Raw genomic sequence first — 12,386 nt, forward strand, 5'->3', positions numbered from 1 at the left:
GGCGGCGACAGGTTGCAACTGAAAATTCTAACAAAACCAGTAGGAGATCGGTTTTAACGTGACTCAGCGCCTCAATTCGGCACGTTAGAGCCGTGCTCCAAAACATATAGGATGATATCGGATTCGATTTCGGCACAGATGGTCTCGTATTCCACGACCATCGGACAATGCCCCTCCCCGGGCTGTCGCATGAGGCGCTCCAGGGCTAGGCTCGCTTCCTCATAAGCCTCAAAGAGATCGCTCAGCGAGCGGGATTTCGATGCGAGAAGCTGCAGTCTGCCCCGCACTGCGGGCAATTTCAGCATGAGCCGCCACAGCCCACGCTGTGCGGTTTCCGTGCAGTTCCACTTGATGCCTCCTTCCTTACCCATTGGAGATCCGGGCCTCCTGCTCATCCCGCCGACTATGGAGCGACAGGTGCAAGATGGAAGTACGTTACCGTAAATCCACCGCCATTTACGCCTCTTACCCCGCTTTTACGCCGGAGTTTACCGTAAAGTACTCCCATAAACGCATCGGCTGTGCTCATCCTTCCAGCGTGGAAGGATGAGCACATGGACAGATGGGTGACGACCTCTGCTGCCGCCGGGAGACATAACAAATGATCAGGCTGGCGGTATATCTTCTGGCTTTCCTCGTCGTGACCGCGGCGACGGCACAGACCGCGCCACCGCCACCCCAGCAAAAAATCGACCAGTTGATAGGCCTGCTGCAGGATCCTGAGATCCAAACATGGCTGGAAAGCCGGAAGAAGGAGCAGGACGCAACAGCCGCAGCCGCCCAGCCATCAGGCTTTGCGACTTGGGAAGAGCGGCTGCGCTCGCGCATCCATGGTATTGTTACTGCAGTTCCGCGCATCCCCTCCGAAGTGTCCGAAGGCGCCGCTCGTGCTCGCCAGGATGCCGTATCGCATGGCTATGCGCCGATCTTCCTGATTTTTGCCGGCCTGGTCGCTGCAGGCGCGGCCGCCGAATGGCTCTTCAGGCGCGCCCGGTCTCCCTCGATCGGCCCGGTCGCTCGCCTTCTTCCGGTCGCGGTTTTCACCCTGGTCGTTGCAATCATATTCTTCGCCGTTGAATGGCCGCCGCTCGCCCGGCTGGTTCTGCTCGCCTACTTGGTCGCCTTCGTCATCTACCGCGTAGCCGCTGTCTTGATTGGCCTCGTGGAGAGCATCCGCCCCTCACTCGCCATCCGCGCCCAGCTTTTTGTCGGCATCGCACTGTTTGCCGCGGCAACCGCAACGCTCGGCGCACCGGTTGGCGTCGATCAGGCAGTCACGGAGGCCATCTCCTATTGTTTTTCTCTTCTTCTGCTGGCGCTCGCGATCGAAACGGTCTGGTCGGCATTGGCCCGGTCCATTGTCATAAAAGCAGGCCTCACCGCCTTCCTCGCCCTGTTGTGGATCCTCTGGTGCCTTGATCTGCAAGGCCTTTTCTGGCTCGGCGTCTACGCTCTCGTCCTGCCGGATCTGTTGCGCGCCATAGGCAGAGCAGCGGCGACGCTCACGACGGCGCCGTCAGGAAGCGCCAGGAGCATATTGCTCGTCCGCGGCAGCCGGGCGATCATCATAGCACTCGCCGTTGGCTGGCTGGCTCTCGTCTGGCGCCTCAGTCCGGATTCCCTTGCAAATCAGAACGCGACGTTAGCCGCCGTCCTCCATGGACTGCTGAAAGGTATCATCGTGCTGCTGATTGCCGATCTTCTCTGGCAGCTTGCCAAGGGCTGGATCGACCGCACCATTACAACCTCGGCAGATGCGACCGGCCTCGCCCCTGCCGAAGTGGCGAAACGCGCGCGATTCCGGACATTACTGCCGATCTTCCGCAACGCGCTGGCCGTCATGGTGGCGGTCATGGCCGGCCTGATTGTGCTGGCGCAGCTCGGCGTCGAGATCGGTCCGCTGATCGCCGGCGCTGGCATCTTCGGCGTGGCGATCGGCTTCGGTTCGCAGACCCTCGTCAAGGACGTCATCAGCGGCGTTTTCTATATGCTCGATGACGCCTTCCGTGTCGGCGAATATATACAGGCGAAAAACTACAAGGGAACGGTAGAAGGCTTCAGCCTGCGCTCGGTGCGGCTGCGCCACCATCGCGGCCCCGTCTTCACTGTACCCTTCGGAGAGCTCGGCGCTGTGGAAAACATGAGCCGCGACTGGGTGATCGACAAGTTCCGCATCTCGGTCGCCTACAACACCGACATCAACAAGGCCCGCAAGATCACCAAGACGATCGGCGCAGAGTTGAAAGAAGATGCCGAGCTCGGCCCGCTTTTCATCGAACCGCTCAAGATGAAGGGCGTCGAGGAATTCGGCGACTACGGCATCGTCCTGAGCTTCGCCATGACGACGGTGCCCGGCATGCAGACCTATATCCGCCGCAAGGCCTACGCCATGATCCGCGAAGCCTTCCAGAACAACGGCATCGAATTCGCCCAGCCCATGGTTCAGGTCGGCGGCGACGACAAGAACGGCGCTGCTGCGGCCGCAACAGCCACGCTCCGCGCCGCCCAGCAGGCGAAGGCCGCCGGCACGGAGGGCTGAAATGACCGCCGCGGAGTCCGGGCAGGGCACCCGCACCATGCGCGGCGCCCCTAGGCGGCTTCGACGAGATAGCGCGTCAGCTCGCCGCTCGACATTTCGCGTGCAAGACTTGCGGCCTGACCAGCCCACATATTGCTGAAATCCGACCTGCCTTCTTTTTCGGTCACAGCCCTCAGCGGCGCCAGCGCGCCGCCGGCGGTCGGGAATGCCGGCGCAGTCTTCGACAGCGGTCCGATCTCCCGCATGATGCGATTGACGATGCCGCGAGCCGGGCGGCCGGTAAAGATATTGGTGAGGGCCGTATTGTCGTCCCGTGCCGATTTCAGCGCTTCACGGTGGAAGGCGGTAACCTTTGCTTCCGGTGTCAGCAGATAGGCCGTACCCACCTGAACCGCGGACGCACCAAGCACAAAAGCAGCGCGGACACCACGCCGGTCGCTGATGCCGCCAGCCGCAATGACGGGCACGGGAACGGCATCGACGATCTGCGGTACGAGCGCCATGGTGCCGACCTGCGTTATCATGTCATCGCTCAGAAAATTGCCCCGGTGACCGCCTGCTTCCAGCCCCATCGCGATGACCGCATCGACACCGCGTTCCACCAGCCAGCGCGCCTCTGCGACTGTCGTTGCCGAGGCGATGATTTTCGCGCCAGTGCGCCGCACGCGCTCCAGCAGGTCCTGCTCCGGCAGACCAAAATGGAAGCTGACGACCTCCGGCCGGTAGTTTTCGACGAGTGTGCAATAGTCGTTATCGAACGGCGCCCGCGCAGCCGTTGGAACCGGTGCAGCGGGATCCAGCCCCAACTCGACGTAATAGGGTGCGAGCACAGTGCGCCATCTCATCTGGGCAACGGCGTCAGTTGCCGGATTGGTATGTGCGAAGAAATTCACATTGATCGGCTTTGATGTCGCAGAGCGTATCTGATCAAGCGCAGCTTTTGTCTGTTCTGTTGTCAGGAGTGCTGCGGGAAGCGACCCGAGACCGCCGGCTTCGCTGGTCGCGATCACCATCTCAGGCGTGGTCGCACCCGCCATTGGGGCCTGAATGATGGGAAGTTCGATCCCGAAGAGGTCGATGATACGATTGTCCTGCCAGTTGCCCATGACGCGATATCCCTGCGTTTCACTTGACTGCAAAGCGAATGGCGGCCCTGACGGCCGCCACGCTATTTGTTTTCGCAATTCCGGACACAAAACCGCTAAGCAATTTTGCTGGAATTGCTCCGTATTATTTCTGTTTCGCTGCCTTTTCAGCAAGCTGCTTGCGATATTCGGGCACAGGCAGACCGCTCACTCCCCAGCTCTCCATCTCGATTTCATCGATGACGACGAAGGTGCTGTCATGCGGCTTGCCCATGATGTCGAAGAGCAGATCGCTGATACCCTTGATGAGGGCGGCCTTCTGTTCCGGCGTGGTGCTGCTTGCACCCGGAGCCGTGCCTTCTCGTGTCACCTTGATATTCACATAAGGCATTGTCGTTCTCCTTGAAGGACGGGCGCTCTTCAGGCGCGCCGTCCGTTGCTTCCCCTTGCAGCCATTACCAACGGCCGGCGTGCTGGCCGCCATCGACATTCAGCGTCTCGCCGGTCACGAAGCCGGCATGCTCCAGATAAAGCACGGCATCGACGATTTCGCTCACCTCGCCCAACCGGCCGACCGGGTGCAGGTCCTTGAGGAAATCATGCGTTTCCGGCGCATGCATGGGCGTCCTGATGATCCCCGGCGCGACCGCATTCACGCGAATACCGCTCTTGGCATATTCGATGGCGAGCCCGCGCGTAACGGCATCGAGACCGCCCTTGGTCAGCGTCGCAAGACCCGTGGGAACACCGGCGATCGGCTGATCCACAAGGGCCGTCGTAATCTGAACGATGTGACCATGGCCCTGCTTCAGCATCTGGGCGATGGCAAACTGCGTGATGTGGAAGAAGCCGGCAACGTTGACGTTGATGACGTTATCGAAATCTTCGACGGTGTAATCGGTGAACGGCTTGCCGATGAAGATACCGGCATTGTTGATCAGCGTGTCGACACGACCGAAACGCTCCACGGCCGTCTTGATCACCTGTTCGGCGACAGCGCGCGCACCGACGTTGCCGGGGACTGCGATAACGCCCGTATCGGACGACGGCTGGATGTTGCGGGAGTTGGCGACAACAACGTAGCCTTCCTTGCGATAGGCCTCGACGATACCTGCGCCGATACCCTGCGAAGCACCGGTAACGACTGCGACTTTCTGTTCATTGCTCATGATATGTCTCCTTGGAAGATCGGCGCTTTGCGCCACGTGTTGAGATGTTCAGGCCGTCAGGTCGACGACGAGCGGTTTGCCTTTTTCGAAGAGCTTCAGGCGGTCATCGAGGTTGAAGACCGAGAAAGCGTGCGCGAGCTGGTCCTGATTTTCGCGGAAGTGTACCCAGCCTTCGTTATGCGCAGGCACGAGCAGCGCGTTCGGGAAGGCATGTGCCGCCTCCAGAGCATCTTCGCTGCCCATCGTCATGTGGAAGCGGCCACGGGGCTCGGCAGCGCCCGTAAACAACAGCACGACTTTGGGAGAAAAGAGCCGCGCAACCTCGGCCGTGCCCTCGTACCAGACCGTGTCGCCGGTCACGTAGAGAAGGTCGCCAGGCTTTTCGCGGCCGAGTGCGAAGCCGACGACATCGCCGGAAATCGGCTCGATACCGACAGGACCGTGACGGGCCGGTGTTGCCGTGACCAGCAGCCTCTCGCCACCGGCGCCTTCCAGCGTGGCGGTTTCGAATGGAGCAAGCCCAAGGGCATTACCACCCAGCCGCTTCGCACCGGTCTGGGTCGTGTAGGTAGTGCCGACCGTCGGCAGCATCGCCCGGCCGGCACTATCGAGATTGTCGAGGTGCTGGTCGTGGCTGAGCAACACTGCATCCAGCCGGCCGATCTGCTCGACCGACAAGGCAGGACCGGAGGTTTTTTCGAAGCGTACGGGCTTTTCCCTGTAGAGGCCCGGCGGGTCGAATGTCGGATCGGTCAGAAGCCGAAGCGCGCCGTATTCGATCAGCACGGTCGGTCCGCCGATAAGCGTAAGATTGAGACTGGAAGAACTCATGTTCGGCAACCCTTTTTTTTCGAGGTCGCCTCCTGTCTAGTCCCGTTTCCTTCTGCGAAAAATTCGCTATTCTTTGTCAATGGCTGATAAAAAACGCACAGAGCCGGACTGGCAGGACATCAGGGTCTTTCTCGCGCTCGGACGGCACGGAAGCCTATCGGCCGCCGCCCGGACGCTGCGTGTCAACCATGCGACGATCGCCCGCCGGCTTCATTCGCTGGAGGAAACGCTCGGCGAAAAACTCGTCGAGCGTCGCCCGGACGGCTACGTGCTGACCCCAGCTGGGACCCGTGCGCTCACCGCAGCAAGCGACATGGAAGCCTCCGTCCAGACGCTCGGACGGGGCTGGAAGGATGACACGCCGAAAGGCCTGGTGCGCATCAACGCCTCGCCCGCACTCTCGCAGGGCTTCCTGATCCCCCGTTTGGCGGAGATCACCAAACAATATCCGGGCCTCGATATCGACCTCGCGACTGACCTGCGCACCATAAGCCTCGAACGTCACGAGGCCGACATCGCCATACGCCTGGGAAAACCGCAGGACGGCGATTTGATCGCCAAGCAACTTGCGACGATCGGATACGGCTTTTACGGAACGCAGGAGGTTTGCCGGCAGGTCGAAAACGGCGCCGAACCCGTCTTCGTCGGATTTGACGAGGTAAACGGCTATGTGCCCGAGGCGATCTGGCTGGCCCGCCACTTCTCGCACGCGCGCGTGTCTTTCCGCACCAACAATCAGGTTTCCCAGGCGATGGCTGCCAAATCAGGCGCAGGTCTGGCACTCCTGCCGCATTACATCGGCCGTCTGGAAGGAAACCTCTACCCCTGCCCGCTCGAACTAGTCCCGCCGCCGCGGGAAGCCTGGCTTCTCACCCGACGCCAGCAGCGCAAGGATCTGCCGATCCGGACCGCCGCCGAATACATCACCAAGATATTCGCGACGGAACAAGCTTTATTCGAGGAATGAGACCTCGACACCCGAAGCCGGGCTTCCTCAGAAGGACAGGTCGAGCACACGGCCTTCGAACAGGCGATCCCGCGAACCCTCGAGATGCGCCCGCATCAGGTCACGGGCATCTTCCGCCCTGCCCTCGGCGATCGCCTTGTAGATTTCGTTATGCTCCTGGTACACCTGCTCCAGGCCCGGCCGCGGACCAAGCAACGAAAGCCCATGCAGATGCATGCCGACGGCGATATGCGCTTTCAGCGCATCCATGGAGGCGGTGTAATAGTGGTTGTTGGCTGCCTCGGTGACGGCGCGGTGGAAGACGAAATCGGCGTCCACCCGGTGAAGCTGATGGCTGGTCGCCTCACGCAGGTCTGCAAGCGCGGCCGCGATTTTCTGGATCGCGGCATCGTCACGGCGCTTGGCGGCAAAATAGGCGGCCGCCGGTTCGATCGTCAGGCGAAATTCGTAGCAGCGCTGGATATCGGCAATCGTCTTGACCGGCGAATAGGCCAGCTGGGCCGTTGGCGAACCATGCGCGCTGACGAATGTGCCGGCTCCCTGCCTTGCATAGACGATCCCCTGCTCGCGCAGGCGTGCCAGCGCATCGCGCACGATCGGGCGCGAGACGCCGAGCATCGAAGCCAGTTCGTGTTCGCCCGGAAGGCGTGAATCCGGCGGGTAATTGCCGGCGCGGATGCGTTCCATCAACTGGTCGAGGACACGGTCGACCAGCTTCACGGCCCTGCCGCGCTCCGGCCGCGCCTGAGGCGCAGCTTCAGGATTCACCGATCCACCATTCGCTTCGTCCACTCTCATTCTCCCTGCTGGCATCCGTTACGCCGCCTGATTCCGAACGATCAGTCTTAGCAAACTATCGGAATTGCCGAAGCCCCCCGACTTGACGGCACATCGAAATTGCCGCCCGTTGACGCCGGTCACGTCAAACCACGGAATACCGGCCTCGATTTCCCCCTTCGGCAACAGGACCGAAACGCCCAGTTCACGGAAAACGGCAAGCGCAGTATCGCCGCCGCCCACCATGATCATATCCGGGTTCGTATCATCTATGACCGATTTCACGCCCTGCGCAAAGCGAGCGGCAACAAGCGCGGCATCGCTCTTGATCTCGCCGGTGCAGCGCAGCAGTGCCGGCAGCGCCAACCCCTCGCCGCTTTCGACCGCACCCATCGGCGCATCGACGACGATGCGAAGTACATGCGAGGCCTCGAGACGATCCATCTGCACGGCCGTGATGGGATCGCGGGAGCCGAAGGCAAACAGCGTCTTCCGCGTCGCAAGAAATTCGGGCACCAGCCGCGCAGTTCCGCCGAGCCGTCGCGCCAGGGCCGAACCCAGACCACGGGCGCCGACGGCAAGGGTGGAAAGCCAGTCGTTCTCCACGACGACAATATCGAGATCGGCATCGTCTTCGGCATCGGCAACCATCACGTCACGGCCAAATCCGGCAAAGAGGTCGGCTATCGGCAAAGGATGCTCCACACCGCGCCCAACTACGCAACCACGATAGGTGATCCGCTCCTGATCGGGAATGGCAGGTGCCATGAGGATTGTCTTGAGACCCAGCACATCTGCCAGCGCAGTGCTTTCGGCTGCGATATTGCCCTTCAGCCGGGAGTCGATCTTCTTCATGAAGATTGCCGACCCGGCAGCGCGCAGGGTCTCGGCAACGGCCCGCACACGCGCGGCCGCTTCCTCCTCCGGCAGGCTGCGCGAGGCAGTATTGACCACAACGACTTCGGCGCCGGTTTCCAGCGCCATGCCAGCCGCTTCGACATCGATCGCGACGGCGACTGACAACCCGGCCTCTATAAAGGGTGTGCCCGTATCGAGCGAGCCGGTCAGGTCGTCGGCAATGATGGCGACTTTCAACGTCATGAAGTCTGCCCCGGATTGACCGCATGGCAGGCAACGAGATGGCCGGGCTTCGCTTCCTTCCATTCCGGAATGACCTTGCTGCAAACCTCCATGGCGATCGGGCAGCGCGTGTGGAAACGACAGCCTGTCGGCGGATTCAGCGGGCTTGGCACATCGCCCTGCAGGATCTGACGCTTACGTGTCCGCTCAAGCTCCGGATCGGTTTCCGGCACGGCTGAAAGCAGCGCCTTCGTATAGGGATGCAGCGGATTGTCGAAGAGCTCTTCACGCGTTGCAAGCTCGGCCAGACGGCCGAGATACATGACGCCGACGCGGGTGCTGATATGACGTACCACCGCCAGGTCATGCGCGATGAAGAGATAGGTCAGGCCATATTTTTCCTGCAAATCGAGCAGCAGGTTGATGATCTGTGCCTGGATCGACACGTCGAGCGCCGAAATCGCCTCGTCGCAGACGATGAACTTCGGCTGACAGGCAAGCGCACGCGCAATGACGACGCGCTGGCGCTGGCCGCCCGAGAGCTCGTGCGGGTAACGCTGGGCAAAACGCGTCGGCAGGCCGACATCCGTCAGCAGGGCCGCAACCTTGTCCTTGAGCTCGGCCTTGGTGGCGAGCTTGTGGAAGAGGATCGGCTCGCCGATCGCCTCGCCGACCGTCATGCGCGGGTTCAGCGTTGAATAGGGATCCTGGAAGACGATCTGCAGGTCACGGCGGAAGGGCCGCATCTGCTTTTCGTCCAGCGTCGCGAGATCCTGGCCCTTGTAGACAACCTTGCCGCTCGTCGCCTTGTAGAGATTGAGGATGGTGAAGCCGGTCGTCGACTTGCCGCAGCCGGATTCACCCACGAGGCTCAGCGTCTCGCCTTCCATGATCTCGAGATTCACGTTGTCGAGCGCATAGACGGTCGCCGAACGCTCGCCGAAAGCCCCGAGCTTGACATGAAAATGCTTGACAAGGTTTTCGACCTTCAGGAGCGGTTGAGCACCCATCACGCAGCCTCCTGCATTCTCTGGACGACGAAACAGGCAGCGCGGTGTGCGCTGTCGCCGGAAACCGGCTCCAGCCGCGGCACACGCTCATGACAGACAGCTTCCGCCAGCGGGCACCGCGGTGCAAAGGGGCAGCCGCTGGGGCGACGGCCGGGCTCGGGTGGCGTGCCGCCGATTGAGGACAGGCGGCTTGCGGGCGCATCCGAAAGCTTCGGGATCGAGGACAAGAGGCCACGTGTATAGGGATGGCTGGGACGAGCATAGAGCTCGTCCACCGGCGCATCTTCCACGACCGTGCCGGCATAGAGCACGGCGACGCGATCGACGAGACCGGCGATCAGCGCGAGGTCGTGGGTGATCCAGACGACGGACATGCCGAGCTTGGCGCGCAGATCCTTCACCAGATCGACGATCTGGGCCTGGATTGTCACGTCGAGTGCAGTCGTCGGCTCGTCGGCGATCAGCAGCTTCGGATTGCAGGCAAGGCCGATCGCGATCATCACGCGCTGGCGCATGCCGCCGGACAGCTCGTGCGGATAGGCCATCAGCCGCTCTTCCGGTCCCGGAATGCCGACGAGACGCAGAAGCTCGACGGCGCGAGCCCGTGCCTCCTTCTTCGACATCTTGCGGTGATAGATCAGCGGCTCGCAGATCTGGTCGCCGATGCGCATCACAGGATTGAGCGAGGTCATCGGATCCTGGAAGACGAAACCGACATCGCCGCCGCGCACCTTGCGCAACTCGCCGTTCGACATCTTCTGCAGGTCGCGCCCGTCAAACGTCGCCGAACCCTTCGCTACCTTGATCTTGTTCGGCAGAAGCCGCATCAGGCTCAGCATGGTCAGGCTCTTGCCGCAGCCGGATTCACCGACGACGCCCAGCGTCTCACCCTTGTTGACGTAGAGATCGATGCCGTCGACCACAACGGCCGGGCCGCGGCGCGTATCGATCTCGATGGTGAGATCCTTCACGTCCAGCAGGCGTTCATTGCTTGGTGCGTTCATCATTTGCCGCCTCGCGGATTGAGTGCGTCGTTGAGACCATCGCCGAGGAAGCTGAAGGCTACCGAGGCAAGGCCGAGCACCGCCGCCGGAGCGGCGAGGAGATGCGGATAATGCTGCCAGACACGCAGGCCGTCCGAGATCATGTTACCCCAGCTCGGCGTCGGCGGATTGACGCCAACACCGAGGAAGCTGAAGGCACTTTCCAGCACCATGGCGGTGCCGAGGCCGGCGCTGACGGAAACGATCAGCGGCCCGAGCGCATTCGGCACGATATAGCGCAGGATGACGATCCAGTTGGAAAGGCCGAGCGCCTGTGCCGCCATGACATAGGGGCGATTGCGGATCGACAGGACCTGGGCGCGGACGAGGCGCGCATAGGGCGGCCAGGAGATCAGCGCCATTGAGCCGAAGACGAGGAGAAAATCTACCCAAACAGTCTGGCGATAGAAGGGATTGAGGGTCGCGAGATACTGCGCCTCCATCCACCTGGTGATCGGCGTTTTCAGCGATGCATTGATGACGACGACGAGCAGCAGGTTCGGCACCGACATCGTCATATCGGTCAGCCACATGATGACCCGATCGAACGGATTGCCGAAGAAGCCGGCGACAGCGCCGAGCACGAGCCCGATCAGGACAGCGATGAAGGTGACGATGACGGCGACGAGGAAGGCTGTGCGCGTGCCGAACACGATACGGCTGAAGACGTCGCGACCAAGATCATCGGTACCGAAGAAATGCGCCAGCGACGGTGGCGCATTGCGCGAAGCGAGATCCTGGCTGAGATAGTCATAAGGCGTGAGAGCGGGGCCGAAGATCGCCGTGAAGGCGAGGATCACGATCACGATCAGACCGAAGATTGCAAGCTTGTTGCGCCTCAGGCGATGCCAGGCATCACGCCACAGATTGACAGGCGGCTCCTCGGCCGTATCGATCGTCGAAAGAGGGATTGCGGACATGATCAGCGGCTCCTTCTGGAGTCATTGGCCCGCGGATCGAGCAGCGGATAAAGCACATCGACCAGCAGATTCGATACCATGACCAGGAAGGATCCGATCAGGGTGATCGCGAGAATGACGGGATAATCGGAATTGATGAGCGCCTGTACTGTCAAGCGCCCGAGGCCTGGCAGGCCGAAAACGAGCTCGACGAAGATGGCGCCGTTGACGATGGTGATCATGATGAGGCCGAGCTGCGTGACGACGGGCGTCAGCACTGGGCGCAGGATGTGCTTCAGCGCCACCACGATTTCCGGCACGCCCTTGGCGCGCGCGGTGCGGACGAAATCTTCGGACAGCACCTCGATAACGGCGGCGCGCGTCTGGCGCACGATCAGCGCGATCGGCTGGAAGGACAAAACGATGAGCGGCAGGATGATGCGCACGTCAAAGACGCCGCCCCAGCCATAGGGCACCTTGATCATCGGCAGCAGCACGATCAGCGCCACCATCAGAAGCGGACCTGCGACATAGGCCGGGATCGCCCAGAGAAAAAGCGCCGTGCCGAGGATCGTGTAGTCGACGCGGTTGTTCTGATTGAGGGCGGCGATCATGCCGAGCGGGATCGCGACGACAGCCGTCAGGATGATGGAACAGAGCGCAAGCTGGAAGGAAACCGGTGCAGCAGCAGAAACCATCGCCCAGACCGAGCGGCCCGATGTCAGCGAGTTGCCGAACTGGCCGTGCAGGAGGTTCCAGACGTAAAGGCCGAACTGCTCGATGAAGGGTTTGTTGAGGCCCGCACTTTCGCGGATCGCCTCGATACGCTGCGGGTTATAGGCAACGTCACCGGGCGCGCGAAGGAAGATCAGCTTGATCGGGTCGCCAGCACCGTAGAATGCCATCGCATAGACGGCCATCATCACGATCAGGACCGACGGAATCCAGATGGCAAACCGCGTAAGCACGTAGCGTAGCAAGGCCAC

At 61.5% G+C, this 12,386-nt stretch carries 13 protein-coding genes; 2 read left to right on the top strand and 11 right to left on the bottom strand.

Features of this window, described 5'->3' with window-relative positions:
- Window positions 1-71: 71 nt before the first annotated feature.
- Entirely contained in the window at window positions 72-371 is a 300-nt protein-coding gene (locus ACK9YZ_RS16570) for a hypothetical protein (protein WP_216755719.1), read from the bottom strand.
- A 230-nt stretch (window positions 372-601) separates the two neighbouring features.
- Between ACK9YZ_RS16570 and ACK9YZ_RS16575 the strand changes: the two genes are divergently transcribed.
- On the top strand, window positions 602-2,539 hold the full coding sequence (locus tag ACK9YZ_RS16575; RefSeq protein WP_416064545.1) for a mechanosensitive ion channel family protein: 1,938 nt from the start codon (window positions 602-604) through the stop codon (window positions 2,537-2,539).
- Between the two features lie 50 nt (window positions 2,540-2,589).
- Here the strand turns inward: ACK9YZ_RS16575 and ACK9YZ_RS16580 are convergent, their stop codons facing one another.
- From ACK9YZ_RS16580 to ACK9YZ_RS16595, 4 genes are all read right to left on the bottom strand, one after another.
- Window positions 2,590-3,645 (bottom strand): NAD(P)H-dependent flavin oxidoreductase, encoded by a 1,056-nt coding sequence (locus ACK9YZ_RS16580; RefSeq protein ID WP_416064546.1) that lies wholly within the window; start codon window positions 3,643-3,645, stop codon window positions 2,590-2,592.
- 124 nt (window positions 3,646-3,769) lie between these two features.
- Window positions 3,770-4,015 (bottom strand): tautomerase family protein, encoded by a 246-nt coding sequence (locus ACK9YZ_RS16585; RefSeq protein ID WP_416064547.1) that lies wholly within the window; start codon window positions 4,013-4,015, stop codon window positions 3,770-3,772.
- 64 nt (window positions 4,016-4,079) lie between these two features.
- A complete protein-coding gene (locus tag ACK9YZ_RS16590; protein WP_216755723.1) occupies window positions 4,080-4,793 on the bottom strand; it encodes an SDR family NAD(P)-dependent oxidoreductase in 714 nt (237 codons plus the stop codon).
- Window positions 4,794-4,841: 48 nt separating this feature from the next.
- Window positions 4,842-5,624, bottom strand: coding sequence for an MBL fold metallo-hydrolase (locus tag ACK9YZ_RS16595; RefSeq protein ID WP_416064548.1), 783 nt, complete (start codon window positions 5,622-5,624; stop codon window positions 4,842-4,844).
- Between the two features lie 79 nt (window positions 5,625-5,703).
- Between ACK9YZ_RS16595 and ACK9YZ_RS16600 the strand changes: the two genes are divergently transcribed.
- Entirely contained in the window at window positions 5,704-6,591 is an 888-nt protein-coding gene (locus ACK9YZ_RS16600) for a LysR family transcriptional regulator (protein ID WP_416064549.1), read from the top strand.
- A gap of 27 nt (window positions 6,592-6,618) precedes the next feature.
- Here the strand turns inward: ACK9YZ_RS16600 and ACK9YZ_RS16605 are convergent, their stop codons facing one another.
- From ACK9YZ_RS16605 to ACK9YZ_RS16630, 6 genes are read right to left on the bottom strand one after another with little or no spacing between them, the layout of a single operon-like run.
- Window positions 6,619-7,383, bottom strand: a complete 765-nt coding sequence (locus ACK9YZ_RS16605) for a FadR/GntR family transcriptional regulator (RefSeq protein ID WP_216755726.1) — start codon at window positions 7,381-7,383, stop codon at window positions 6,619-6,621.
- Between the two features lie 24 nt (window positions 7,384-7,407).
- Window positions 7,408-8,469 (bottom strand): four-carbon acid sugar kinase family protein, encoded by a 1,062-nt coding sequence (locus tag ACK9YZ_RS16610; protein ID WP_216755727.1) that lies wholly within the window; start codon window positions 8,467-8,469, stop codon window positions 7,408-7,410.
- Window positions 8,466-9,458, bottom strand: coding sequence for an ABC transporter ATP-binding protein (locus tag ACK9YZ_RS16615; RefSeq protein WP_416064550.1), 993 nt, complete (start codon window positions 9,456-9,458; stop codon window positions 8,466-8,468). Before ACK9YZ_RS16615 ends, ACK9YZ_RS16610 begins: the two co-directional genes overlap by 4 nt.
- Window positions 9,458-10,465 (bottom strand): ABC transporter ATP-binding protein, encoded by a 1,008-nt coding sequence (locus ACK9YZ_RS16620; protein ID WP_416064551.1) that lies wholly within the window; start codon window positions 10,463-10,465, stop codon window positions 9,458-9,460. Before ACK9YZ_RS16620 ends, ACK9YZ_RS16615 begins: the two co-directional genes overlap by 1 nt.
- Window positions 10,462-11,421, bottom strand: coding sequence for an ABC transporter permease (locus ACK9YZ_RS16625; RefSeq protein WP_216755730.1), 960 nt, complete (start codon window positions 11,419-11,421; stop codon window positions 10,462-10,464). Before ACK9YZ_RS16625 ends, ACK9YZ_RS16620 begins: the two co-directional genes overlap by 4 nt.
- A gap of 2 nt (window positions 11,422-11,423) precedes the next feature.
- Window positions 11,424-12,380: an ABC transporter permease gene (locus ACK9YZ_RS16630; RefSeq protein WP_183802751.1), complete on the bottom strand. Its 957-nt coding sequence runs from the start codon at window positions 12,378-12,380 to the stop codon at window positions 11,424-11,426.
- Between the last annotated feature and the right edge of the window lie 6 nt (window positions 12,381-12,386).

The sequence above is a fragment of the Rhizobium sp. ZK1 genome, from assembly GCF_047782645.1.
Taxonomy (GTDB): Bacteria; Pseudomonadota; Alphaproteobacteria; order Rhizobiales; family Rhizobiaceae; genus Rhizobium.

What these genes read in the sequence shown, in the direction of transcription:
- ACK9YZ_RS16570 (WP_216755719.1), bottom strand. Translation starts at nt 371, where the DNA reads ATGGGTAAGGAAGGAGGCATCAAGTGGAACTGCACGGAAACCGCACAG.
- ACK9YZ_RS16575 (WP_416064545.1), top strand. Translation starts at nt 602, where the DNA reads ATGATCAGGCTGGCGGTATATCTTCTGGCTTTCCTCGTCGTGACCGCG.
- ACK9YZ_RS16580 (WP_416064546.1), bottom strand. Translation starts at nt 3,645, where the DNA reads ATGGGCAACTGGCAGGACAATCGTATCATCGACCTCTTCGGGATCGAA.
- ACK9YZ_RS16585 (WP_416064547.1), bottom strand. Translation starts at nt 4,015, where the DNA reads ATGCCTTATGTGAATATCAAGGTGACACGAGAAGGCACGGCTCCGGGT.
- ACK9YZ_RS16590 (WP_216755723.1), bottom strand. Translation starts at nt 4,793, where the DNA reads ATGAGCAATGAACAGAAAGTCGCAGTCGTTACCGGTGCTTCGCAGGGT.
- ACK9YZ_RS16595 (WP_416064548.1), bottom strand. Translation starts at nt 5,624, where the DNA reads ATGAGTTCTTCCAGTCTCAATCTTACGCTTATCGGCGGACCGACCGTG.
- ACK9YZ_RS16600 (WP_416064549.1), top strand. Translation starts at nt 5,704, where the DNA reads ATGGCTGATAAAAAACGCACAGAGCCGGACTGGCAGGACATCAGGGTC.
- ACK9YZ_RS16610 (WP_216755727.1), bottom strand. Translation starts at nt 8,469, where the DNA reads ATGACGTTGAAAGTCGCCATCATTGCCGACGACCTGACCGGCTCGCTC.
- ACK9YZ_RS16615 (WP_416064550.1), bottom strand. Translation starts at nt 9,458, where the DNA reads ATGGGTGCTCAACCGCTCCTGAAGGTCGAAAACCTTGTCAAGCATTTT.
- ACK9YZ_RS16620 (WP_416064551.1), bottom strand. Translation starts at nt 10,465, where the DNA reads ATGATGAACGCACCAAGCAATGAACGCCTGCTGGACGTGAAGGATCTC.
- ACK9YZ_RS16625 (WP_216755730.1), bottom strand. Translation starts at nt 11,421, where the DNA reads ATGTCCGCAATCCCTCTTTCGACGATCGATACGGCCGAGGAGCCGCCT.